We start from the raw sequence: 22,542 nt of genomic DNA, 5'->3' as shown, positions 1-22,542 counted from the left end.
GAGGGGTGGAAGGGATGGCTGTCGTTGTAGGTCGTCTCTACGCGCTCGACCTCCGCCATCAGGGCCGTCTCGATGAGAGCGGAGAAGGGTACTGGGCCCCTCGGTGGCCATGGTGTGGAGCAGTGCTCCGCGCGCCCGGCGGGTCCCTAGGGTCTTGGTAGTAGGAGACCTTCGCTCGACGCTGCTCTTGGACCTGTGGAGCGCGGGACTCCGCGGCGGGTGCCGCCGCCGCCGGCTGCTGGTGTTCGGATGTCAGCGGGCGAGCCTCAGGCGGTGCAGTGGGTGGGGTGCAGGGACTTGCGCCGGCGAGGGAGTACCGGCGGGGCGTGGGCCGGGTCACGGGTGCCCGTCGGGATCGTGTCGAGGTGGCCTTCATAGCTCGTGCCGAGTGCCCTGGCGTCTGCGGTGCCCCACTCGTCTATGCCGCAGCCTGCCTCGACGGCGCCCGCGGGGGACGACCTTGCGCGAGATCGCGCGAGTGAGCACGTCGAGTCCGCGCTCCGCTGCCACTGTGCAAGCTCATGCATCCAGGTGCGGCCGCTGACGGTTCGCTGGTCGTGCCGGCCTGGCGACGCCCCGGTCACGGAAGTCCCCTGGACACGACGAAGGACGCACACATGCGATCGAGATTCCTCAGCGTCGACGCCCTCGCCGGCGCCACGACGGACCACCAGGTGCTGGACCCGCACTCGGTGCTGATCAGCCGGTTCGCCACCCTCGGTGAGGGGAACGTCTTCTACCCCGGCGTCGTGATCCAGTCCGACGAGGACTCCGTCCTCACGGTCGGCTCGCACAACGTCTTCTACCCGGGCGCGTTCCTGCTGGCCGAGAACGGTGGCCACCTCGAGATCGGATCGCACGGCTCGTACGGGCCCGGCGGGGTGCAGCTCAAGGCCGACGCACGCGGCACCGCGATCGTCGTCGGTGACCGCGTGCGCCTCACCAACGGCCCCGAGATCGTCGGCGCGACGTCGATCGGCGACGGCGGGCAGCTCATCGGCCCGATCCGGGCCCAGTCCGTGCAGATCGCCGGCGGCGGCGACCACACCGAGCCGGACGTCGACCGCCGGGCGGGCGTCCTCAAGGGCGTCGGCCTCGCCCGCGGCACCCGCGTCGAGGTCGGCGAGGTCGTCAACGGCCTCGGGAACTTCGCCGACGCGCGCGTGGAGCGCCAGAGCGTCTACCACCCGCGGGCGTGACGCCGGGCGTCCGGCGTAGGGCGGACCCGAACCCCCGACCTTCTGATCCGAAGTTCGGTGGTGCCGACATCTCCCACCTGAGTGCGGGTGCGCGGAGCACTCAACTTCCCTCGTCCGAACCACTCTGGGACGCGGACCTTCCGCTCGTGGCGGGGCTGTGAGGCACGGACCCGCCACTGAGGGTGCCCTGGTCTCTGGTAGCGACGTGCGGATGAACGGTTCTTCGTTGTACGCGTGCCAGTGCAGGGGGCAGGCGCTGTCGCGCTGGGTCGAGCACATGGACATGGGGGCGCTGTCGCGGCGCACGATTGGCGAGCGGGAGCGCATCGTGCGGGCGATCTCCCGCGACTTGGCAGTTCCCGACTGCGCGATGAGCCCGGACCTTCTGCGCGCTTGGCTGCGAACAGTCCGCAACCCGTCGTCGCGCTCAACGTACTACCACGCCCTGCGCGCGTGGTCGCACTACCTCGTGCGCGAGGGGTACCGAGACGACGACCCGACGATCCGGGTCGCCCGCCCGAAGGTGCCGCGGGCGCAACCGCGCCCGGTGCTCACGATGGATGTCCGGCGTCTGCTGGCCTCGGGCCAGCACCCGCAGACGATCGCCCAGGCGACGCTGTGCGCCTGCGCCGGGCTGCGGGTCTCGGAGGCGGCGAAGGTCAGCGGCGAGGACTTCCGCCGCGTCACCGACCTCTTCGAGGTGGTCGGCAAAGGCGGCGGGCGAGACTACCTGCCGCTCAACGATGACCTGCGCCGGCTGATCGACCAGTGGCCCAGCTCCGGGAGCTGGTTCCCCTCCCCCGGCGACCCCTCGCGACACGTCTCGCCGAACTCGGTGTCCGCCGGCATCTCGCGGGCGTTCCGCCGGATCGGCGTGGCTGCGACGGCGCACCAGCTGCGTCACTGGTTCGGCACGACCCTCCTCCAAGAAGGCGTGCCCGTGCGCGTCGTGCAGGAGTTGATGCGCCACCGCTCGCTGGCAACAACAGCGATCTACACCGGGGTCGGGCAGGAAGAGCGTCAGGGCGCCATGAACCTGCTGCCGAGTGTCACGGTGCTGACCTCGTCCCGCCTCTACGAAGGACGTGTGTGATGAGCCAGACCATCCGCGTCCCTGCGCCCGCATCGAGCAGGTGGCCGTTCCCAGGCTTGCTGATTGCCGGGGCCATCACCGTCGTCGTGGTTGCGCTCGGCGTGGTGTGGGGTGTGCTGGCGGCCCAGGAGCGCCAGCTGCAGGCGGCGCTCGAGGACTTCCAGGCCGCGGTCGAGGACTACACCGTGGCCGTGGCCGACCTGGGTGAGGCGCGCACGGCGGCCGCGACGGTGCCCGGTCTGGACGGAGAGGTAGCCGACCGGGCCACGGTCGAGTCCCTGATTTCGATCCGAGAGACCACGGAGGTTCCTGAGCTCCCTGCGGTCGATGTCGACGCGGCGTCGGCCGACGAGCTCCGGTCCGTGACGGCGAGGGTGGACAACCTTGCGCGCGAGGCGCAGGCCGCCACCGAGACCCTGGTTGCCGCGACCGAGGAGGTGCGGGCGTCGCACGAGCGGTGGCTGGTCGACCAGGCACGCGCCGATCACGCCGCTGCCGTGGCTGAGCTGGCGGCGGCGATCACGGTCGGCGAGGACGTCCTGGCCGGCTCGGAGTCGAGGGTCGCGGACAACCAGGTCCGGCAGGGACTGCGAGACGCGCTCGATGCCGCGATCAGGGTCCGAGACACCGCGGCGGCCGACGACGCGACGCTCGAGGAGCTGGCAGCCGCTTTGTCGGCGACCCGCGAGCAGGTGCGCGCCCTCGACGGGCCCCGCCAGGCCGTCATCGACGCCCAGAACGCGTGGCAGGCCGAGGCCGATCGGGCCGCTGCCCAACAGGCAGCTGCTGCAGCCGCGGCGACGCAGAAGAACGCACCGGCCCGCAAGCCGGGGTCGAGCAAGCCCGGCGGCGCCGAGTCGAACACGACCTCTGGCGGAGCCCCGGGCCCGACCGGCACGGGCTCGTCCACCTCCAGTGGTGACGGCTCGTACTGGGTCGAGGAGAGCACGGACTTCTGCGGCGGAGGCACTCTCGGGCAGGACCCGTCCTGGTGGGGAGAGTGCTGATGCTCAAGCACGCGGACAGGAGGCCATTGCAGATGACGTGAGGCCCCGATGACAGGTGAGGGGCCCCGGGCGGCAACCCGGGACCCCTCTACTTCCGACACCTTGGAGAGCAGCGAAAGCGATGACCAATCTACCCATGCGCGCGCGTGCGCGCAGCGTCCTGAAGGCGGCTCTGACCTGGGCAGATGCCCGGCGACGGCCGTCTCATCGGCGTGTCCTGACCAAGACCGTCCCTGCCGTCGCGGCGGCCGTGGCGCTGGCCGGCGTGGGGCTCGTCGGCCCCGGGCTGCAGCCGGCTGAGGCGGTGACGGCAGGTGTGCTGCAGCCCGGCGTGCCGATCACCGGCGTCACCTCCTGGGGTGAGAGCTGGCTGGGGGCGATGAAGTCCCCGAACGGCGTGGAGGACTTGTACTTCTGCGTCCAGTCCGGCAACGACGACCCGGTGGGCTATACCCCGGTCGGCACCGAGATCGTCAGCGACGCCCAGCTCGCGTGGATCTACGAGACCAAGCGTGGGATCGCGGATGCGACGTCGCGGGCGGCGATCTCCTACCTGACGCACATGCGGCACGAGACCCAGGGCGCCAGCGCGGTCTCCCCGGAGACCCGCAAGGCCCGGATCGAGGCCAACGCCCCGCAGGCCGTGAAGGACGTCGCGGCGGCGTACCTCGCGGAGGCGGCGGTGCAGGCGGGCCCCTACCGGGGGTCGACGTCGACGGTCGTCACCGCGGACAAGCGCACCGGGGCGATCAACAACCTGGGGTTCCTGTCCGACGCGAGCAACTGGATCGCGGGCAAGCCGATCAGAGTCACCCTGACCGGGCCGGCGGTGTTCGACGCGACCGGCACGAACGTCTGGGAGGGCACGACCTCGAACGGGCCGATCTCGCTGTCCTGGACCGCGACCGGCAACGGCACCGTGAACTACACGTGGGTCGTTGGGGGCGCGGGTCGGGTCACGCTGACGAAGTACTCGATGTCCGGTGCGGTCCAGGATGGCCTGTCCTACGCGGGTCGTCCGCCGTCGGACCCGGAAGAGCTCACGACGGTGGGGACCCCGTTCGACGTGGTGCTGGACTTTCAGCCGGAGGTCCGGACGCAGGTCGCGACGGTGTTCGTCGCCGAGGGGGGGTCGCTGGTTGACCAAGTGACCGCGGCCGCCGCAGCGGGCGATGTGTGGACCCAGGTCGGTGGCTCCTACGTGCCGGTCGTGGCCGAGGGCACGCTCTACGGCCCGTTCGCCGAGCAGCCCGCACAGTCGTCCGACGTCCCGGCCGACGCACCGGTCGCCGCGACCGAGACCCTGACGTTCAACGGTCCGGGCACGCTGGACTCCCCGAGCACGCTGCGGGCGAGCGAGGCGGGCTACTACACGTGGGTCTGGTCGATCAAGAAGGCCTCGCAGTCCGCGTCCGTCGCGCAGTACATCCGCGGCGACGCCACGCACGACTTCGGGTTGGTCGCGGAGACGCACATCGTGCCTTTCACCCCGACGATCACCACCCAGGTCGAGGACCGCTACCCCGAGCTCGCGACCGAGGACCTGGTCGACGTGCTGACGTTCGGTGTCGCGACGGGGCCCGGCTGGCTGGCCAAGCAGGACGGCACCCCGGTCGAGACGGTCTGGGACGGCACGCTCTACGGCCCGTTCGACGTGCCGGTGACCGAGGTGGCCGACGTTCCGGCCGGTGCCCCGGTGTACGGGCATGACCAGCTCGTGGTGGACGGCACCGGGACCGAGCGCCTGCCGGCGACCGCGAGCAGCGCGGCCGGTTTCTACACGTGGGTCTGGGAGATGGACAAGGCCCGCCAGCCGGTCGAGTCCCAGCCGTACCTCGCGACCTCGGTCCGGACGGCGTTCATGATCGAGGACGAGACGCACTCGGTGAAGCACCCCGTCTCGCTCACCTCGATGATGGTGGACTTCAACGTCGTCCAGGGGGGCCAGCTGCGCGACGTCATCACGCAGTCCGGGTTCCCCGACTCGCACACCGAGTTCGGCGGCCTGGGCGGCTGGGAGGCCGACGGCCAGGAGGTCGTGCACACGGCCTACGGGCCGCTGGCCGAGCAGCCCACCGCGGACCTCGACCTGAGCACCGCACCGGTGCTCGGGGTCGACACCACGCCCGCCCAGAACGGCACGTACGTCGTCGGCACTGATGGGGAGTACGCGATCGCGGACTCCAACGCCGGCGCCGGCTGGTACGTGATCGTGTCCACCTGGGCCGGCGACGACCGTGTGGAGCCGCTGGCGACGTCCCCGGGTGACCCGCTCGAGCAGGCGTACGTCCCGTACGACGAGACCGCCGAGGTGGAGACCTGGCTCGTCACCGATGCCGACGAGCGCGTGGTCGCGGGCCAGCCGTTCAAGGACACCGCGCACCTGACCGGCACGATCCACGCCGGCGGGTACCTGGAGTTCGAGGCGTACGGTCCGTTCGTCGACGGTGTCGAGGCGGTCGAGTCCGCCGAGAGCCTGCTGTGGACCTCCGAGCAGATCCCCGTGACCGCGGCCGGGACCTTCCGGTCCGGGTACACGACCACGGACCTGCCCGAGACCGCCGCCTGGGGTGACGTGTACTGGGTCGCGACGTACTACGACGCGGACGGCCAGGTCGTGGTGCGCGGCGCCTTCGGTGACCCGTCGGAGATCACCCGCGTGACCGCACCGGAGCGCCCGGTCGTCACAACGCTCGCTCAGGGCACGGTCGCGCTCGGTGACCCCGCCCACGATGTCGCGTTCGTCTCTGGGCCGGTCGAGCCGGAGTCGACCCTGACGTGGGCGGCCTACCGGCAGGCCGACTCCGAGGATCCCGCCGACGACGAGCTCGTGGCCGAGGTCGGCCCCGTGACGATCTACCACGGTGGGACCTACGAGTCGCCCGCGGTGGTGTTCGACGAGGTCGGGACGTACTACTGGGTCGAGACCCTGACCGGACCGGACGGCGAGGTCGTGCACGTCGGTGAGCCCCGGCTGCCGGGCGAGACCACGCAGGTCGTGCGGGTCACCACGCAGGCCCTCAAGGAGATCGCCGAGGGCGAGGCGGCGCACGACGTCGCGCTGGTCGAGGGCACCCCGGTGCCCGGATCGACGCTCACGTTCGCGGTGTACCGGCAGGCCGATGGCGACGACGTCGCCGACGACGAACTGGTGGCCAGCCTCGACCCGGTCGAGATCACCGGTCCCGGTGAGGTGCGCTCAGCGGACGTCACGCTCGACCGGTATGGCACGTACTACTGGGTCGAGACTCTGACCGGCCCGGACGGTGAGGTGGTGCACGTCGGTGAGCCCCGGTTGCCCGCGGAGACCACGACGGTGGTGGTCCAGTACCAGGACTCCGCGGCGGCGGCTGCGAACAGTGACCAGGCTCGGGCGCTGGCGGTCACCGGGGCGAAGACCTACGGGCTGCTGCTCGGTGCTGCGCTGCTGATCGCGCTCGGTGCCGGTCAGATCGGGTACGTCCGCTCCCGGCGTCAGGGGACCGGAGCTCGGTCGTGATCACCCGAGCGCGCGGCGCCGCACTGGTCGCGTGGGCGTTCGTCCGGGCACTGGTGTTCAGTCCGGTCCTGGTAGTCGCGGCGGCGGCCCAGCTGAGTGCCGAGGACACCCTCGGCATCGATCCGGCCGAGGGGCTGTAGTCCCCTCGGCCCAAGGCGGCGGGTCGTGGTCTCCCTGCCCCTGAGATCACGACCCGCCCCGCCTCGGGCGCCTGGACTTCCTGCCAGGCGCCCGAGGCCCGACCGGGCACCGGTGTGGGTGTGGTGAGGACCCAGACCGCGGGCGAGACCCCTCGGTGACCGGCGGGCGGGTGGTGACCCTCACGCACCACCACCCGCCCACTACCCCTTCCACGTGGATCGGAGCAGACGACGATGGGGATCAAGGGACCGGCGACTAGACCGGTATCGGTGGATGAATCCACCCGGGTGCGGGTGCTGCAGGCGTTGGCCGGCGGTGCGTCCCGCGAGGACGTCGCCGTCGCGGAGCGCCTGGACTTCCGGTGCGTGATGCAGTTGGCCGCGGCGGCCGGGTGGCCGCGCCGCGACCGACTCGCGGTTGCGGCATCCGCGGCGCCATCATCCCCGCCGCTTGCGGCGTCGACGCCGCAGCGGACCGTGGTCGCATCGCAGCTCGCCAGGGTGCCACTGCCGCGTCTGGTCGAGGCGGCGATGGCCTCCCGGCACCCGGGAACCCATGCCGCCGCTCGAGCGGCGGTCCTGGCGGTCCACCACCTGGCGCGGGTTCTGGCTGCGGACACCTCCGCACCGGATCCCACCAGCCGCCGCCGCGGGCCGCGGGCCGCAGCCGGGGGGCGCCATAGACGGGCTGCCGGCATGGAGCAGGGCGAATGAGCGGTGTGACACCCGCGGCGCCCGTCGCCCAGGTGCTGGTCATCGACGCGACTGGCGCTGACGCCGAGGTGATGTCGGTCGACGCCGCCCGCGGGGTGACCGACCGGATCCGTTCAGCGGCCGTCACCGCGTTCGACGCGCTCGCCGAGGTCGACGGCGCCGTGCAGGCGGCCTACGACGGCCACGCCTGGGTCGCTCTGGGCTACGAGTCCTGGGAGGCGTACTGCGCCGCGGAGTTCTCCCAGACGCGGATGTGGGCCACGGTCGAGGAACGCCATGCCCGCACCCTCGCCCTGCGCGAAGGCGGTATGTCGGTGCGGGCGATCGCCGCGGTGCTCGGCGTCTCGCGCGGGACCGTTGGCAACGACCTGCAGAAGCCCACGCCGCTATCAGGTGTCCAAGATTGGACACCTGATGGCGGGCGGTCGGTTGGCCGCGATGCCCGCTCGTACCCGGTCGCCCGGGCCTCGACCGCGCAGGTGCTCGAGCGGCAGGTGCAGGTCGCGCGCCTGCGGTCGCAGGGGCTGTCTCAGACCGAGGTCGCTCGCGAGCTCGGCGTCTCCCAGCCCACGGTCTCGGCCGACGAGTCCGCCCTGAGCGCAGCGACCGCCGGCCTCGAGGCGGGTGCCCGCGGGCGGGTCGAAGCGGTCATCCATGGGGGCGACGTCGTCGACGTCGAGGACCTGGCGAGTGCGATCGGCATCACCCTCGCCCCGGCGGCGACCCCCGGCGCCCTGCTGCTCGAGGCGGCCCGGGCCGCGGTGCGGGACCTGGTGGCCACCGCGGGGTACCTGCGCGACGGGGTGGTGTTCTCCGAGACGTGGGTCAGCGACCGCGACGCGGCCGTACAGTCCAGCGCGGTCCTGCTGATGCCGCTGACCGGCGTCGTGCGGGACCTGGCCCAGGCCCTCACCCGCCTGGACACGGGCCGGGTGAGCGAGCGCGACCTGCTGCGCGCCCGGGAGGACGTCGCTCGGGCTGGGCAGTGGCTGGCCGCGTGGGGTGGTCAGCGATGAGCCGCCGCGGCTTCGCCCACGCCCTGTGGCCCGGGCTGTGGCTCGCCGGGCTGCTCGCCGTCCTGGCGTTCTCGCTGTCGTTCCTGGCGCTGCGCGCGGTGGGCATCGCCTCCGGGGTCGACCCGGCGATCGCGTGGATGTTCCCGGTCATCATCGACGGGTTCATCGTCCTGGCGACGTGGGCCACGTGGCGGTTCCGCGCGCACGGCCTGCGCGCTGCCTGGTACCCGGCGGGGTCGCTGGTGGTGTTCTCCGCGGTGTCCCTGACGGGCAACGCCTTGCACGCCCACCCCGTCGAGGTCGGTGACCTGCTCATGGCCCGGTGGGCCGCGGCCGCGTTCTCCGCGGTGCCGCCGGTCGCCCTGCTGGCCGCCAGCCACATGCTGGTGATGATCGCGACCCACCGCGCCCGCGACCGCGCCGAGATCCCAGCTGAGCCGGCGCCGGCGGAGGAGCCGGCCGCGGCCGAGCCCGCGGCGATCGACGTGACCCTGGCGCCGGTCCAGGTGCGGGTCGAGGAGACGCCGGTGCTCGAGGAGCCCCGTCCCCTGCTGCAGGCGGTGCCGGCGCAGCGGGCACCGCAGCTGCACGCGGTCGCGAACGTCGAGGACCTGGCGCAGGCCGACGAGGACCCGCTGCTCGCGTGGGTCCGCGGCCGGGTGCGTGACGGCCTGCCGGTCTCGGCGCGCCTCGCGCATGAGGACGGTGTGGTGGGTGCCGAGTCGACCGGGCGACGCCGTCTGCGGGTCCTGCGCGAGCAGCACCCGGAGCTGTTCGCCGAGGCGGAGCCCCGCACGGCAGGTCCGAGGTGAGCGCGCAGGTGCTGAGCATGAACCGTCCGACACCGGCGCAGCGCCCGTGGTCCAGCGCGGCGCCGATCGGGCTGGGTGCGGCGGCGGACATGGTGGAACCGAACTGGGCCGAGTTCGCCGGCGCGGTGCGTGAGCAGGAGCCGATGGTGCGCCGCTGGCTGTACCGGCTGGGGCGCTCGTGCGACGTCGACCTGGTGATGAGTGAGGTGCAGTCCACGGCGTGGCTGAGGCTGCCTGCGTGGCGGTCGCTCGACCCGCGCCCGCCGCTGGGCGCGTACTTCAACGGGATCGCCGTGCGTTGTGTACAGGAGTGGCGTCGCGGTGACATGACCAAGCGCGGCGGGACCGGTGGGCCCGGGCAGGACATCGCCGGCGACATCGGGGACCTGCCGCCCGGAACCGGACCGTGGGCGCACCTGGACGGGCGGGTGGACGCCGAGGAGCAGCCCGACACGCTGGCTGAGCTGGCGGTCGCGCTGCGGACCCTGCACGCCCTGGTCATCTCCCGGCCCGGCGGGACGGCCGCGTGGCAGCGGCTGCTGTCCGACGCGCTGCACGACGTGCGCGGCGAGCAGCTGCGCACGGAGATCCGTCTGTTCCTCGACTGCCACCTCGAGGGCCGGCCCGCCCGGGTCGGTCCTCGCCTGCAGCAGATCCTCAAGGGCACGGGCCGCTCCGCCGTCCCCACCCGGCGGCGGGTGGTCTGACGTGGCCGGTGATCAGGCTTCCACGCCGGCGACCGGGTGCGCGCGAACGGGCATGTCCTCGCGCACACTGGTCGAACCTCCTAAGCCCTGCACCCGACCCGGCCGCGATCAGGCGGCGGGCTGATGCCCGCGCCGGTCGCGGTCGGCGCGGCTGCGAAGGTCGCCGGCGGCAAGTCCGGTGCGCTGCGCGCCGCCGGCGCCCTGGGCGGCAACAAGGGCAAGAAGAAGGGCGGGCGGGGCTGCCTGATCACCGCGGTGATCGCCGCATTGGTGGTGATCGTGACGGTCGCCGCGCCGCTGCTGCTCCTGGTCGTGCTGCTCGGCGGCGCGGAGGGCGGCAAGCAGGCCACCTTGTCCGAGCGGTCGCAGGTCCCCGAGGAGTACCTGGCGGTCCTGATGTCCGCGGCCGGAACCTGCGAGGACGTCGGGGCGCCGCTGCTGGCCGCGCAGGTCGACGTCGAGTCGGACTGGGACCCGCGGGCGGAGTCGTGGGCCGGCGCGATGGGCCTGGCGCAGTTCATGCCCACCACGTGGGCGCAGTGGGGCAGCGACGGCGACGGTGACGGCCTGGCCGACGTGTTCAACGGCAAGGACGCCATCACCTCCCAGGCCGCGTACCTGTGCGACCTGGTGGCCCGCGCGGAGTCGGCGATCGCCGCCGGGACGATCACGGGCGACCCGGTGTCGGTGGCGCTGGCGGCGTACAACGCCGGGTGGTCGGCCGTCGCCGGCGCGGGCGGCATCCCGGCCGTGGCGCAGGAGTACGTCACCAAGGTCCTGGCCGCGATGACGGGGTACCTGTGGCTCGACCCGACAGCCGGCCCGGGCGGGACCGCGTCGGGGTCCGCGATCGTGGACGCCGCGATGGTGTGGGTCGGCTACCCGTACGTGTGGGGCGGCGGCACGATCAACGGGCCTAGCAAGATCGGCGTCGACGGGCGCGGCCCCGGGTTCGACTGCTCCGGCCTGGTCCTGAACGCCGTCTACGCCGCGACCGGTCTGCAGCTCGACCACCTGGCCGACTCCCAGGCCCGTGACAACCGCGGCATCACCATCGCCCGGGACTTCTCCCAGATGCAGCCCGGCGACATCGTCGCGTTCTCCAACTCCGGCGGCCAGCGCTACCAGCACGTCGGGATCTACATCGGCGACGGCCAGATGGTCCACGCCCCGACCACCGGCAAGAACGTGCAGGTCGTCGACCTGCAGAACAACCGCTACTACGGGGCCATGGTCTGGTCCATCCGGAGGTTCGCATGAAGGACGAGCTGAGCGCGCCCATCGTGATCGGGTGGGTGGCGGCGCTCATCGTCATCACCGGCATCGCTCTGTGGGTCGTCACAGCTGCTGGTGGCAGCGCACTGCCCTGGAGGACCCCCGCTGCGAGCGAGGCACCCACCGTCGCGGCGAGCCAGGAGCCCACCGCGCCCACGCCAACCACCCGCCCGGATGCGGGCGGAGGCGAGGGGGCTACTGCTGCGGGCGGCGACGAGCACCCGGCGAGCGGCGCCGACGTCGACGCGGTCGCGGCCGCGTTCGCCGCGGCGATGGTCGAGGTCGACGCGGCCACGGACACCGGCCCGGCCGCCGCGGTCGAGCGTGCGACACGCTGGACGACGCCCGAGCTTGCGGCCGAGCTGCAGGCCGCGCAGGTGACGTCCGGTGCGTCGTGGTGGTCCGAGCTCCAGGCGCACGGCGGGGCGACCACGGCGCAGGTCACGCCGGTGGAGGACTCCGGTCAGCCCGAGGACACCGCGACCACGGCCTACCGGGTGCGGTGGGTCGAGCGCCTCGCGACGGCGCCCGACGGCTGGGAGGGCGAGCCCTACGGCCAGACCATGTTCATCACGCTGACCCGGACCGACGCCACCGCCGCGTGGCTGGTCTCGGACGTCACGGTCGGCTGAGGAGGACATGATGCGTCGGCTCGACGACTCCCTGAACCGGCTCCAGCTCGACGGGTCCTGGCTCGGCTTCACGGTGAACCTGCAGGACCTTGCCGGGGCGGCGCTGGCCACCGGCATCGTCCTGGCGGTCGCCGGCCTGGTCACCGGAGCGCTGATGCTCGCCGCGACGCAGATCTTCGGCGCCGAGATCCCGTCCAAGGCGCTGCGGCGGATGATCACCGCGGTCCTCGCCGCCATCGTGCTGGGCTCGCTCAGCGGGATGGTCGGCTGGGGCATGCAGTACGACATGCCGCTGTAGGGCGGTATCGACCGAGCGGTGCGGTTCGACCCTCGACGTGGAGGGTCGAGCGCCCACCCACAGGGGGCGGGTGCACCGACAGCGAGGTGCCCGATGAGCCGCGTGCTGACCACCTTCTCCGCCCTCCCGGCCCGACCGCCGCTGCTGACGGCGAACGACCCCGGGGTCACGATCAACTTCGACTACTGGCCGTTCGCGGCCGAGCTGCAGAACGCGGTCGGTGGTCTGGCCGGCATCGCGCTGATCCTGCTGGTCGCCGCCGTCGTCATCTCGGGCGTGGCCTGGGCGATCAGCCGCGCGGCCGGTGCCGGCAAGATGCAGACCGTCACGGGTGCGGCGTTCCTGGTCGCGGCCCTCGCCGCGGTGATCATCGGCTCCGCCAGCGGGGCGATCGGCTGGTTCTCCGAGCGCTACCTCGGGTTCTGACCGACCCATGGACGAGATCGTTGCCGTCTGGCAGCCGGTGCGCGCTGGCCTGATCGACCGCGCGCACCGGCTGCGACGCGCCATCACCCGCGCGCCGCGGCGGGCCCGCGCGCTCGCCGTCGCGGTCGTCGCTGCGGCCTGCTCGGCGTGGTCGCTGCTCCCGGACGTCAACGATGTCCTGACCGACTGGTCCGGTGCGCTCAGCGGGTCGACGACCGGCCTGCTCACGGGTGCGTTCTCCGGTCAGCTCGGTTCGATCAGCGCCGGGGAGTGGAACATCGCCACGGCGATGACCGGCAAGCTTGGCATGGTCATGGGCGTGGTGGCCGTCGCCCTGTGCGGGGTGCAGGTCATCGCCGCGATCGTCGCCGGTGACCACGCCCGCCTGGGCTACGCAGCCCTGTGGGCGCTGATCGCGTGGCCGGCCACCGCGACCGCGGTGTGGCTGATCGTGAAGGTCACCGCGGCGATCGACGCCCTGGCGATCGGGATGCTCTCGACGTCCGGGTCCGCGCAGGACATCGCCCTGGTGTTCACCATGCTGCTGGCCAACGCCGGCAACCAGCCGTTCATGCTCGTGGTGTGGGCGGTCCTGCTGTGGCTGCCGTCGCTGGTGCTGTCCCTGGTGATGGCGTTCCGGAACTACTCGCTGCTGCTGCTGGTCGGGTTCGCCCCGGCCGCGGTCATGTCCCAGGGGTGGCGGGCGCTGCGCCCGGTCGTGACCAAGTGGGCGCAGGCCGTGGTCGCGCTGATCCTGGCGAAGGTGTTCGCCGCGGGGATCCTCGTGCTCGCGATGGACCTGGTCACCGGGTCCCCGGACCTGGGCGCGCTGATCACCGGGATGGTCGGGCTCTGGATGGCGTGCATGTCGCCGGCCGCGTCGATGGCGGTCATGGGCTGGGCCGGTGGGCAGCTGGCCGACGCCGGCGCCTCGAGGGTGACGTCCCGCGCCGGGCAGGCGGCGGCCGCGCCGCTGCGCAGCGCCGGGCAGACCGCGACCAGCCGGCTGGTCGACCAGGCCACGCACCGTGTGCGGGAGTCGATGAAGGCGCGCGCGACCGCCAGCAAGCCCGTCGACAACCCGGCACCCGCCACAGGCACGAACAGCAACGACCCCGGGCAGCAGCCCACTGGTACCCCCGGGCAGTCCGCCGGCGGCGCCGGAGCCAAGGCGACCTCTGGCGCCGGGGCGCCGGCCGGGGCTGCGGGGGCGTCCGGCGCGGCAGGCGGTGCAGGCGCTGGGGCCGGTGGCGCGGCCGCGGGAGGTGCCGCGGCCGGGGCGAGCGCCGGTGCGGCGGCCGGCCCGGTGGGCGCGGCCGTCGGTGCCGGGGCCGGTCTGGTCAAGTCCGGCATCGACAAGGTCCGCAGCGCGGTGGCCGGCGCGGCCGCGCAGGGCACCCCGGACGCGTCGTCCGGGCAGGACACGTCCGCCGGGCGCGGAGGCGCTGGGGAGTCCGGTGACCGGCTGCGCAGTGCGGTCGCCGCGATGTCCGGGGCGAACGACCACCTGCTCACCGCACCCGGCTCGAGCGGGCCGTCCGCGGGTGGCTCGTCCGGGATGGCAGGCGCGCCCGGGACGGCTGGCTCGGCCGGTGCGTCCGGGGTCGCCGCCGGATCTGTGGTGACCGCACGCACCGCTCCCGGCGGTCCGGGCGGAGGTAGCGGCGGCGGCTCCACTGCGGAACGTGGTGGCGCGCAGGGCGCTGCCGGCAGCAACCAGCCGGGGCCCGACGCACCTGCGGCGGACACCGGGGCGTCGCGGCCCCGCACCGCTCCGGGTGGCGGCAGCGTCCGCCGGCCTTCTGGTCCTGGTTCGTCGTCCGGGGGCCAGTCCGGTCCCTCGCTGTTCGGAGGTCGCTGATGGCAGAGCAGTCCGTCGTTCCCGTTGCGTCGTTCGCGCCGCTGTCCCGCTCGGGTGTGGTCGCCGGGCTCAGCTGGGCGCAGATGGTGATCGTCGCGGCCGGGGTCGCTCCGACCGCGGTGCGGTTCATGGGAGGGGACCTGCCCGGCGGGCTGCTGCAGACCCTGTGGTGGTCGCTGCCGGTGGTGATCTTCGGGGCCGGCTCCTGGGCCGGCCGCTCGTACGTGTCGCGGGTGGCGACGTTGGGGGTGTTCATGCTGCGCAGGAGGTTGGGGCAGACCCGGGCCGTCATCGATCCGATGGCGAGTCGGGAGCTCGGGCGGATCAACGTGCCCGGCGCGGTCGGCGAACGGGTCAAGACCCTGTCGCTGGTCGGCACCCGGTTCGCCGGCGCGGCGTTCCTGTGGGACCGGGCCGCGGGCACCGCGACCGCGGTCCTGCGGGTCGCGACGCACGGGTGGATGCTCGCCGACCCGGCGGTCAAGGCCTCCCGGGCGCGGGCGTTCGACGAGATGTGCCGGGCGCTGGCCGACCTCGCGGGCGTGGTGCGGGTGGTCTCCCACGCCCGCACGTTCCCCGGGTCGCGGGCCGAGCTCGACCGCCCCGGCATCGGCAGCTGGGTCGATGACGAGTACGCCGAGCTGCTGGAGCACCCGACCCTCGGGGAGGTCCTGCACCGTGACGTCCTGATCGCGGTCACGGTGTCCAAGGAGAAGGTCCGCGGGGAGATCCGCGCCGCCGGCGGCGGCCGCGCGGGCATGTCGGCTGTCCTGGCCGACCGGATCGCCTCGATGCTGGCCTACCTGCCGGCGTGCGGGGTGCGCACCGAGGGTGCCGCGTGGCTGTCCGAGGCGCAGATCCGCGGCGCGGTGCGCCTGGCGTTCGACCCGCAGGCCGCCTCCTGGCTCGCCGAGCTGGACGGGTGCCTGCCCCAGGACGCGGTCCTGACCGGCGTGGTCGACGAGAAGCTCGACCACCTGGTGACCGACTCCGCGGTGCACAAGACGCTCTGGATCGAGCGGTGGCCCTCCACCGAGGTCCCCGCCGGGTACCTCTCGGAGCTGCTGGGCGGCGGGCTGTTCCCGCACGTGGTCACCCAGGTGTGGGAACCGGTGCCGATCCACAAGGCCGAAGTGCGGCTGCGCCGCGCGGAGTCCTCGCACTCCTCCGTCGCGCGGATCAGCGAGAAGATCGGCCGGGCCACGACCAGCGACCACGACGCCGAGGCCCGCGAGCTCGCCCAGCGCCGCCAGGAGCTGTCCCTGGGCTTCGGTGACACCAAGTACGCCGGCTACGTCACCGTCTCCGCGCCCGACCTGGCCAAGCTCAAGGAGGCCATCGGGTACGTCAACACCCACACCGGGGAGGCGCGTCTCAACGCGCTGCGCGGCCAGCAGTTCGCCTCGTTCATCACCTCCCTGCCGCTCGGGATCGGACCGCGAGCATGAGCCGCAAGAACGCCACCCCCCGGGTCCTGGTCGCCGACACCCGCCGCGCGACGTGGCACGAACGCCGCCGCGCCCGCGGCCACCGGCACAAGGCGGCCAGCACCGCCCTGACCGAGTACGGCACGAAGCACGGTGAGGTCGACGTCGCCGACGACGGCGAGCTCGACGAGATCCCGATGCGCCGCTGGTGGGGCCGGATCGGCAAGCAGGCGATGTGGGGCCCGCCGGGGGTCAAGACCCCGCTGCACGAGACCTCTACGGCCCGCATCGGGGTCCTGACGCCGTTCGTGGCCGGCTCGAGCGCGAACATCCCCGGCCCGGCCATCGGCATCGACACCCACTCCGGGGCGGTGTTCTGCTTCGACCCCTGGGGTGCCTACGCCGCCGGGCTGGTCACCAGCCCCGGCGTCGTGGTGTTCGGGATCATGGGGTCCGGCAAGTCGATGTGCGTCAAGACCGTGATCGTGCGGCTGATCAAGGCCGGGCGGCACGTGATCGTGCAGTCCGACCCCAAGGGGGAGTGGGCACCGATCGGCTACGCGGTCGGCGGGGTGGTGATCCGCCCCGGCGTCGGCACGGTGATCAACCCACTGGACGAGGGCCGCCGCCCCGGCGACGTCGACCCCCAGCAGTGGCAGCGGGTCGTGGAGGACCGGCGCGGGAACGCACTGCGGTCCATCGTGGCGATCCTGCGCCCGGGCAAGGCGCTCGACGAGTTCGAGCAGACCACGATCGACACCGCGGTGACCGCCATGTCGGCTCACGCGGTCGGAGCGACGATCCGGGACCTGGTCGCGTTCCTGACCGACCCGCCGGCCGACCTGGTGCAGCTGGTCGGGCCGGACGCACCGCGGGTGCTGTCGCTGATGTTCGGGCGCCTGGTCACCGGCCCGATGTCGGGGATGTTCGACGGGCCCTCGACGGTCGCGCTCGACCCGGACAGCCCGATGACCGTGGTCGACACCTCCTCGATGCGGCACGCGGCCCCCGAGGTGCGGGCGGTGGCCACGGCCTGCATCTCGTCGTGGATCGACGCCACGCTGCGCTCGAGGGACGGCCGGTTCCGGGTCGTGGTGTCCGAGGAGGGCTGGGACGAGCTGCGCAACCCCTACCAGGTCGCCGCGATGGACGAGCGGCTGCGGATGGCCGGTGACTGGCGGGTGTCCTCCTGGCTGATCTTCCACGAGCTGGCCGACCAGTCGATGTTCGGCGAGTCGGACTCCGCGCACCGCAACCAGGTCGCCGGGATCATCTCGAAGTCCCCGATCAAGATCATCTACAACCAGTCGGCCGAGTCGCTGCCGCTGTTCAAGGAGATGATCCGCCCCACCCCCGCCGAGCTCGACCTCGTCACCCGGCTGCCCCAGAGCGTCGGGCTGTGGCGGATCGGCGCCCACACCCCAGTCCTGGTGCACCCCCTGGTGCCCCCACTGGCCTACGAGAAGTTCAACACCGACGAGGGGCGTGCCGGATGAGCACCATGACCCTGCCCGAGAACGCCGAGCAGCTCACCGCGAAGGTCCGCGCCGTGGGCCGCAGGATCAGCCGCGGGCCGGTGGCCCGGGCGCTGCGCCGGCACACCAACGCCTACCGGGTGCTGGTCGACCTCGATGACAAGACCATCACCGGCGTCATCGGCGCCGGCGCCCTGGTGTGGCTGGCCGGGCTCGTCGTGACCGGCTCGGTCGGCGTGCACCCCGTGGCCCGGACGATCGGCGGGGCGCTGACCCTGGTGTGCTGGCTGGTGGGCTCGACCTGCCTGCTGGTGTGGTGGGTGCGCTACCGCCTGTCGGCGACCCGCCAGCGCCACGACCTGCTCTCGCGTCCCGGGATGGCCCGCGCCCGGGAGATCGAGACCACCGTCGGCCCGTCGGCCGTGCTCGAGCGCGGCAAGCGGGTGCGCCCGACCCTGGCCGCGACCGGCAAGCTGACCGCGACCGACGTCGCGTGGCGGCTGGGGACCTCGCGCACCGTCGACGTCATGGTCTCCAGCGAGCAGCCGGTCTACCTGGTGGGCCCGGCCCGCTCGGGCAAGGGCCTGGGCGTGCTCATCGCCTCGATCGCAGAGGCACCCGGGGCGGTGGTGGCCACCTCCACCCGGGCGGACAACATGGCCGCCACGATCGGGCTGCGCGCCGCCACGGGCCCGGTGCTGGTGTTCGACCCGGAGCGGGTCAGCCATCGGGCGACCACGATCAAGTGGCCGCCGTTCGCCCGCTGCGAGGACCCCGCGATCGCCCAGCGCCGCGCGGCCACCCTGGTCTCGCGCACCGGCCTGTCCGGGGAGAACCAGGTGTGGGCCACCTCCGCCGGCGGGATCGTGCAGGCGCTGCTGCACGCCGCGGCGATCGGGCACCGCTCGATCCACGACCTGCACCGGTGGTCGAAGTCCCCCCTGCAGGCCGCCGAGGCCATGCAGATCCTCGAGCGGGAGTCGGCCGCCGGGTGGGACCGCACGATCGAGGCCGTGCGCGGCGACGACCCGCGCATGCGGTCGAACAAGTGGTTCGGGGTCGAGACGGCGTTCGCCTCGCTCGACGTACCGGCCGTGCGGGAGATGTTCGACGTCGACCCGCGCGACCCCGACGCGTTCGACCCGCGGGCGTTCCTCGCCGAGGCGGGCACGCTCTACCCGATCTCCCGCTGGCGGGACTCGGCCTCAGTCGGGGCGTCGGTCGGTGGGTTCATGTCGATGCTGCTCGACACGATCGCCGAGGCAGTCCGCGAGGCCGCCCAGACCTCCCCGGCCGGGCGGGCGGAGCCCCCGGTCACGATGGTCCTGGACGAGATCGCCAACATTCACCCCTGGCCGGCTCTGCCGCAGGCGATGGCCGCAGGGTCCGGTGAGGGCCTGCAAGTCGTCGTGGCGTTCCAGTCCCGCGCGCAGGCCCGCGACGCCTACGGCGACGACGCCGAGCAGTCGATGTGGGACAACGCCGTGCGGGTCCTGCTCGGCGGGTCGATGGACGAGCCGCACCTGCGTGAGCTGTCCGCGATGCTCGGAGAGCGCACCGTGAAGCAGACGTCGCGGTCCTGGAGCACCCAGACCACGACCAGCATGTCCGAACAGCCGCACATGGTCCCCCTGGTCTCGGCCGCCGAGCTGCGCCGCCTGCCCGAGGACCTCGCACTGGCCGTGGCCGGGCGCACCCGCCCGATCGCGGTCGACCTGGTGAACTGGCCCCAGCGTCCCTGGGCCGAGCAGGTCCGCGCCTCGCTCGCCTGGCACCAGGAGCACCCGGTCGTGCCCGGCCAGGTCGCCCCCTCCTACCCGGTGCGCGCGCAGTGAGCAGCGCCCAGGAGCGCACCGCCCAGGAGCGCAGCTGCATGCTGTGCCAGGGTCCCGGCGCCGAGCAGCGCCCCGACCTCGGGCCGCTGTGCGACGGGTGCCTGGCGGCCGTGACCCGCCAGGTAGCCGGCGGCGGTGACCCGCGCGCCGCCCTGTTCCAGGTCGCCGGCCGGCTGCTCGCGGCCGCCGGCGGTCAGGTCGCGGCTGCGGGGGCGCGGTGAGCACCCGCGAGCACGACGACGCCGTCCAGGCCGCGTTCGCCGCGCTCGGCAGCGACGACGCCGACCGACTGGTCACGGCGACCCGCATCCTGGCCGACGCCTCCGCCGAACAGCAGCAGCCCGTGCCGACGGCGCCGGCAGCCGCCGAACCGATGGACGCCCCGCCCATCGGTCCGCCCAAGGTGTTCTGGTGGGCGGCCGCCTCCGAGCACGACGTCGAGGCCGCGATGGGGCGCCTGGCCTACTTCGTGGAGTGGCTGGTGGAGGTCTACGACATCTCCCGGCGCGTGGTGCCGGCGTGCTGGCCGAAGCACCCGGACCTGGTGCAGGAGCTGTGGGCCCTGATGTGCCTGCACCACGCCACCCACGGCGCGAACCAGCACGCCGGACCGATCGCGTTCGCCAGCAACCTGACCCACGCCCGCACCCGGCTGGGCGAGATCGGCGCCGGGGCCCGGTGCCTCGACAGCCACCAGGCGCGCGGCGCGGACGACACGTCCGCCGACCAGCGCCGCAGCGGGTACGGCGCGCAAGCCGGGCCGTTCACCTGGACCTGGCCCGTGGCCGAACGCGACGAGGAGCCGCGATGAGCACCGACGTGCGCCCCGAGGCCGCGCCCACCCGTCCGGTCTCGCTGATCGAGCAGCTGGCCGCCGGCGGCGTGACGCCCGGCGCGCGAACCGCCGACGCCCCGGTTCCCGAGAAGAAGGGGCGGCGGCGCATCGGACGGCGCCGCGGCACCGTGGCCCAACCGCCGGCGCCGAGCGAGACGCCACCGCCCGACCCGCAGTCCGCAGCGCTGGTCCCTGTCCTGCAGCCGACCGAGCCCGTCGCGCCCGAGCCCGAGGACCTGGAGCTCGCGGTCCTCGAGGTCGTCGACGACCTCGGGGTCGAGGTGGTCGACGCCGAGGTCGTCGACCTGGGCGAGCCTGACGTCCTCGACGCCGAGGTGGCCGGCGAAGAGGGCGACGCGATCGACGTGGCGGCGATCGATGCCCGTGACGCCTGGGCCACCCAGCGGGATCTGCGCGAGGCGATGGCCGCCGAGCGCAGCCGGGAGGCGGCCGAGCACGCGGCGCGGGAGGCCGCGGCCGCCAAGGCGCGGGCGCGCGCCGAGCAGGTGGCGCGGATGGCGCGAGAGCTGCGCGACGCCCAGGAGCGGGCGCGCGCCGAGCAGGCCGCCCAGCGGGAGGCGGCGCGCCGAGCCGCCCTCGAGCAGGAGGCCCGCGGGCGCGCCCTGGAAGCACGGGCCGCCGCGCACCAGGCGCTGAGCGAGGCCGTGGACGCGGCCGTCGCCGCGTTGGCCGCCGTGCCCGCCGACCTCGAGGCAGCCGCCGGGCGCAGGGCGCTGCTGGACGCGGTCGACGCCGCCGGCTGGCTGCTCGGCGCCGCACCCAGCCAGGAGCTCGGTGAGCTGACCGCCGCGGTGACCGCCGCGGTCACCGCCCGGGCCACCGTCGCGGATGCCACCGCCGCACTCGGCTCGGCGATCGCGGCGTGGGAGCAGGCCCAGGCCGCCCAGCGGGCAGCCGAGCAGGAGCGTTCGCAGCAGGCGGCACGCGAGGCCGCCGAACGGCAGCTGCAGGACGCACGCCGGGCAGCCGCCGCCGCCCGTGAGCAGGCGCTGGCGAGCCCGCCGCCGGGTCCGCGCGAGGCCGACACCGCACCCCTGGCGGCCCTCGGCCAGGACGTGCCCGGCGACGACGTGGACGACGTCCCGGCCGAGGTGCTGGCCGAGGCGCCCGCAGCGGTGCCGGCGCAGGTCGCGGCGCAGGACACCTCGGCGCCGGCCAGGGGTTCCCGCCGGCCGCGCTGGTGGCTGGTCGTGGCGGTCGTCCTGGTCGTCGTCCTGGGTGGTGCCGGGGCGCTCGGGTGGCGGGCGGTCGCGCAGAACGCGGCGACCAGCGCCTACAGCCTGTGGGTCGAGGAGCGCATGACCCTGGCCGAGCAGATCCAGTCGGCCGAGCAGGTGCTGCAGGACTCCGAGGGCAAGGTCACCGACGAGCGGGTCCGCGACGAGCTCAGCACCGCGCTGTCCGCGGCCGTCGAGGCACGCCGACGCCCGGGCGAGCACGCCGAGGACGCCTCGAGCGCGCAGTGGCAGCAGGCGACCCGCGGTGTCATCGCCGCCAGCGCGGTGCTCGCCGCGGCCGTCGAGGCGGTCGCCGCCGATCAGCAGGCGTGGGAGCTGCAGCAGGCGACCGACGGCTGGCTGCAGGCGCGTGACGAGCTCACGGCGGCGATCGACGCCGCGGCGAGCCTGGTCGCCGCCAGCGCGCAGCAGGTCGCCGACGACGCGGTGCGCCAGGGGCTCCAGGCCGCGATCGACTCCGGCAGCGCCGTGCGCGACCGCGAGGTCGACGCCGAGTCCGCCGAGGACCTCACGCTGGCCGCCGGCGACGCGACCGCGGCCACCGCGGCCCTGGCGAGCGCGTCGCAGGCCGTGAGCGACGCGCAGGCGGCGTGGCTGACCGAGCAGCAGCGTCAGGCCGAGGCGCGCGCGCAGGCCTCCGCTGCGGCCACCGGCAAGGGCTCGGCAGGCACCGCGGGTACCACGTCGAGCCCGTCCACCCCGGCGGCCGCGGATCCGCCGCGCACGCCGACCACGGGGCAGGGACCCTCGACGAACATCCAGATCAACCCCGGCGTGGTGTCCTCCGACTCCCGCAAGCCGGGCCAGGTCAATGTCAGCGCCGTCACCTCCGGGGTCAGCGGTCCGGTGGTGGTCACCATCGGCTCGGTCTCGCAGACGATCGGCACGGGCTCGGGGTCGTTCTCGGGCACCATCACCGGCCTGACCGCGGGCTCCTACCCCTGGTCGGTGTCGGCCGACGGCCTGGTCGTCAGTGGCCCGGGCATGGCGGTGGTCCCGTGAGCCGCCGACGCCGGCCCGGGGCGGTATCGG

20 protein-coding genes are annotated in these 22,542 nt (G+C 73.7%); all 20 read left to right on the top strand.

Going from position 1 to position 22,542, the window contains the following annotated elements; genetic code table 11:
* Positions 1 to 617 precede the first annotated feature (617 nt).
* On the top strand, positions 618 to 1,199 hold the full coding sequence (locus P9841_RS13445; RefSeq protein ID WP_283319155.1) for an LbetaH domain-containing protein: 582 nt from the start codon (positions 618 to 620) through the stop codon (positions 1,197 to 1,199).
* A gap of 211 nt (positions 1,200 to 1,410) precedes the next feature.
* On the top strand, positions 1,411 to 2,292 hold the full coding sequence (locus P9841_RS13440; protein WP_283319154.1) for a tyrosine-type recombinase/integrase: 882 nt from the start codon (positions 1,411 to 1,413) through the stop codon (positions 2,290 to 2,292).
* A complete protein-coding gene (locus P9841_RS13435) occupies positions 2,292 to 3,299 on the top strand; it encodes a hypothetical protein (RefSeq protein WP_283319153.1) in 1,008 nt (335 codons plus the stop codon). Before P9841_RS13440 ends, P9841_RS13435 begins: the two co-directional genes overlap by 1 nt.
* Before the next feature lie 250 nt (positions 3,300 to 3,549).
* The gene (locus P9841_RS13430; protein WP_283319152.1) at positions 3,550 to 6,798 is read left to right on the top strand and encodes a hypothetical protein; all 3,249 of its coding nucleotides are present in this window, start codon (positions 3,550 to 3,552) and stop codon (positions 6,796 to 6,798) included.
* Complete coding sequence (locus P9841_RS13425; RefSeq protein WP_283319151.1) at positions 6,795 to 6,938, top strand: hypothetical protein; 144 nt, start codon at positions 6,795 to 6,797, stop codon at positions 6,936 to 6,938. Before P9841_RS13430 ends, P9841_RS13425 begins: the two co-directional genes overlap by 4 nt.
* Positions 6,939 to 7,208: 270 nt before the next feature.
* The gene (locus tag P9841_RS13420; RefSeq protein ID WP_283319150.1) at positions 7,209 to 7,652 is read left to right on the top strand and encodes a hypothetical protein; all 444 of its coding nucleotides are present in this window, start codon (positions 7,209 to 7,211) and stop codon (positions 7,650 to 7,652) included.
* Entirely contained in the window at positions 7,649 to 8,668 is a 1,020-nt protein-coding gene (locus P9841_RS13415; protein WP_283319149.1) for a helix-turn-helix domain-containing protein, read from the top strand. The genes P9841_RS13420 and P9841_RS13415 overlap by 4 nt, the downstream gene beginning before the upstream one ends.
* Positions 8,665 to 9,480, top strand: a complete 816-nt coding sequence (locus tag P9841_RS13410) for a DUF2637 domain-containing protein (RefSeq protein WP_283319148.1) — start codon at positions 8,665 to 8,667, stop codon at positions 9,478 to 9,480. The genes P9841_RS13415 and P9841_RS13410 overlap by 4 nt, the downstream gene beginning before the upstream one ends.
* Positions 9,481 to 9,497: 17 nt before the next feature.
* The gene (locus P9841_RS13405; protein WP_283319147.1) at positions 9,498 to 10,187 is read left to right on the top strand and encodes a hypothetical protein; all 690 of its coding nucleotides are present in this window, start codon (positions 9,498 to 9,500) and stop codon (positions 10,185 to 10,187) included.
* 123 nt (positions 10,188 to 10,310) lie between these two features.
* Positions 10,311 to 11,447 (top strand): C40 family peptidase, encoded by a 1,137-nt coding sequence (locus P9841_RS13400; protein ID WP_283319146.1) that lies wholly within the window; start codon positions 10,311 to 10,313, stop codon positions 11,445 to 11,447.
* Positions 11,444 to 12,094, top strand: a complete 651-nt coding sequence (locus P9841_RS13395) for a hypothetical protein (protein WP_283319145.1) — start codon at positions 11,444 to 11,446, stop codon at positions 12,092 to 12,094. The genes P9841_RS13400 and P9841_RS13395 overlap by 4 nt, the downstream gene beginning before the upstream one ends.
* A gap of 7 nt (positions 12,095 to 12,101) precedes the next feature.
* The gene (locus P9841_RS13390; protein ID WP_283319144.1) at positions 12,102 to 12,392 is read left to right on the top strand and encodes a hypothetical protein; all 291 of its coding nucleotides are present in this window, start codon (positions 12,102 to 12,104) and stop codon (positions 12,390 to 12,392) included.
* A 93-nt stretch (positions 12,393 to 12,485) separates the two neighbouring features.
* Complete coding sequence (locus P9841_RS13385) at positions 12,486 to 12,818, top strand: DUF6112 family protein (RefSeq protein WP_283319143.1); 333 nt, start codon at positions 12,486 to 12,488, stop codon at positions 12,816 to 12,818.
* Positions 12,819 to 12,825: 7 nt separating this feature from the next.
* Complete coding sequence (locus P9841_RS13380) at positions 12,826 to 14,679, top strand: hypothetical protein (RefSeq protein ID WP_283319142.1); 1,854 nt, start codon at positions 12,826 to 12,828, stop codon at positions 14,677 to 14,679.
* Positions 14,679 to 16,127, top strand: coding sequence for an SCO6880 family protein (locus P9841_RS13375; protein WP_283319141.1), 1,449 nt, complete (start codon positions 14,679 to 14,681; stop codon positions 16,125 to 16,127). Before P9841_RS13380 ends, P9841_RS13375 begins: the two co-directional genes overlap by 1 nt.
* Positions 16,124 to 17,602, top strand: a complete 1,479-nt coding sequence (locus tag P9841_RS13370) for a putative type IV secretion/conjugal transfer ATPase (protein ID WP_283319140.1) — start codon at positions 16,124 to 16,126, stop codon at positions 17,600 to 17,602. The genes P9841_RS13375 and P9841_RS13370 overlap by 4 nt, the downstream gene beginning before the upstream one ends.
* Positions 17,599 to 19,416: a type IV secretory system conjugative DNA transfer family protein gene (locus P9841_RS13365; protein ID WP_283319139.1), complete on the top strand. Its 1,818-nt coding sequence runs from the start codon at positions 17,599 to 17,601 to the stop codon at positions 19,414 to 19,416. The genes P9841_RS13370 and P9841_RS13365 overlap by 4 nt, the downstream gene beginning before the upstream one ends.
* Positions 19,413 to 19,637, top strand: a complete 225-nt coding sequence (locus P9841_RS13360; RefSeq protein ID WP_283319138.1) for a hypothetical protein — start codon at positions 19,413 to 19,415, stop codon at positions 19,635 to 19,637. The genes P9841_RS13365 and P9841_RS13360 overlap by 4 nt, the downstream gene beginning before the upstream one ends.
* Positions 19,634 to 20,227 (top strand): hypothetical protein, encoded by a 594-nt coding sequence (locus P9841_RS13355; protein ID WP_283319137.1) that lies wholly within the window; start codon positions 19,634 to 19,636, stop codon positions 20,225 to 20,227. Before P9841_RS13360 ends, P9841_RS13355 begins: the two co-directional genes overlap by 4 nt.
* Entirely contained in the window at positions 20,224 to 22,512 is a 2,289-nt protein-coding gene (locus P9841_RS13350) for a hypothetical protein (protein ID WP_283319136.1), read from the top strand. Before P9841_RS13355 ends, P9841_RS13350 begins: the two co-directional genes overlap by 4 nt.
* Positions 22,513 to 22,542: the final 30 nt, after the last annotated feature.

Source organism: Cellulomonas sp. ES6 (genome assembly GCF_030053835.1).
GTDB lineage: Bacteria > Actinomycetota > Actinomycetes > Actinomycetales > Cellulomonadaceae > Cellulomonas.
The sequence above is the reverse complement of the archived record's forward strand: the minus strand, read 5'-3'. Positions and strand labels throughout refer to the sequence as shown.

Coding starts and splice junctions, on each gene's coding strand:
- P9841_RS13405 (WP_283319147.1), top strand. CDS start 9,498: ATGAACCGTCCGACACCGGCGCAGCGCCCGTGGTCCAGCGCGGCGCCG.
- P9841_RS13385 (WP_283319143.1), top strand. CDS start 12,486: ATGAGCCGCGTGCTGACCACCTTCTCCGCCCTCCCGGCCCGACCGCCG.
- P9841_RS13365 (WP_283319139.1), top strand. CDS start 17,599: ATGAGCACCATGACCCTGCCCGAGAACGCCGAGCAGCTCACCGCGAAG.
- P9841_RS13415 (WP_283319149.1), top strand. CDS start 7,649: ATGAGCGGTGTGACACCCGCGGCGCCCGTCGCCCAGGTGCTGGTCATC.
- P9841_RS13400 (WP_283319146.1), top strand. CDS start 10,311: ATGCCCGCGCCGGTCGCGGTCGGCGCGGCTGCGAAGGTCGCCGGCGGC.
- P9841_RS13370 (WP_283319140.1), top strand. CDS start 16,124: ATGAGCCGCAAGAACGCCACCCCCCGGGTCCTGGTCGCCGACACCCGC.
- P9841_RS13440 (WP_283319154.1), top strand. CDS start 1,411: ATGAACGGTTCTTCGTTGTACGCGTGCCAGTGCAGGGGGCAGGCGCTG.
- P9841_RS13350 (WP_283319136.1), top strand. CDS start 20,224: ATGAGCACCGACGTGCGCCCCGAGGCCGCGCCCACCCGTCCGGTCTCG.
- P9841_RS13410 (WP_283319148.1), top strand. CDS start 8,665: ATGAGCCGCCGCGGCTTCGCCCACGCCCTGTGGCCCGGGCTGTGGCTC.
- P9841_RS13395 (WP_283319145.1), top strand. CDS start 11,444: ATGAAGGACGAGCTGAGCGCGCCCATCGTGATCGGGTGGGTGGCGGCG.
- P9841_RS13390 (WP_283319144.1), top strand. CDS start 12,102: ATGATGCGTCGGCTCGACGACTCCCTGAACCGGCTCCAGCTCGACGGG.
- P9841_RS13435 (WP_283319153.1), top strand. CDS start 2,292: ATGAGCCAGACCATCCGCGTCCCTGCGCCCGCATCGAGCAGGTGGCCG.
- P9841_RS13375 (WP_283319141.1), top strand. CDS start 14,679: ATGGCAGAGCAGTCCGTCGTTCCCGTTGCGTCGTTCGCGCCGCTGTCC.
- P9841_RS13445 (WP_283319155.1), top strand. CDS start 618: ATGCGATCGAGATTCCTCAGCGTCGACGCCCTCGCCGGCGCCACGACG.
- P9841_RS13380 (WP_283319142.1), top strand. CDS start 12,826: ATGGACGAGATCGTTGCCGTCTGGCAGCCGGTGCGCGCTGGCCTGATC.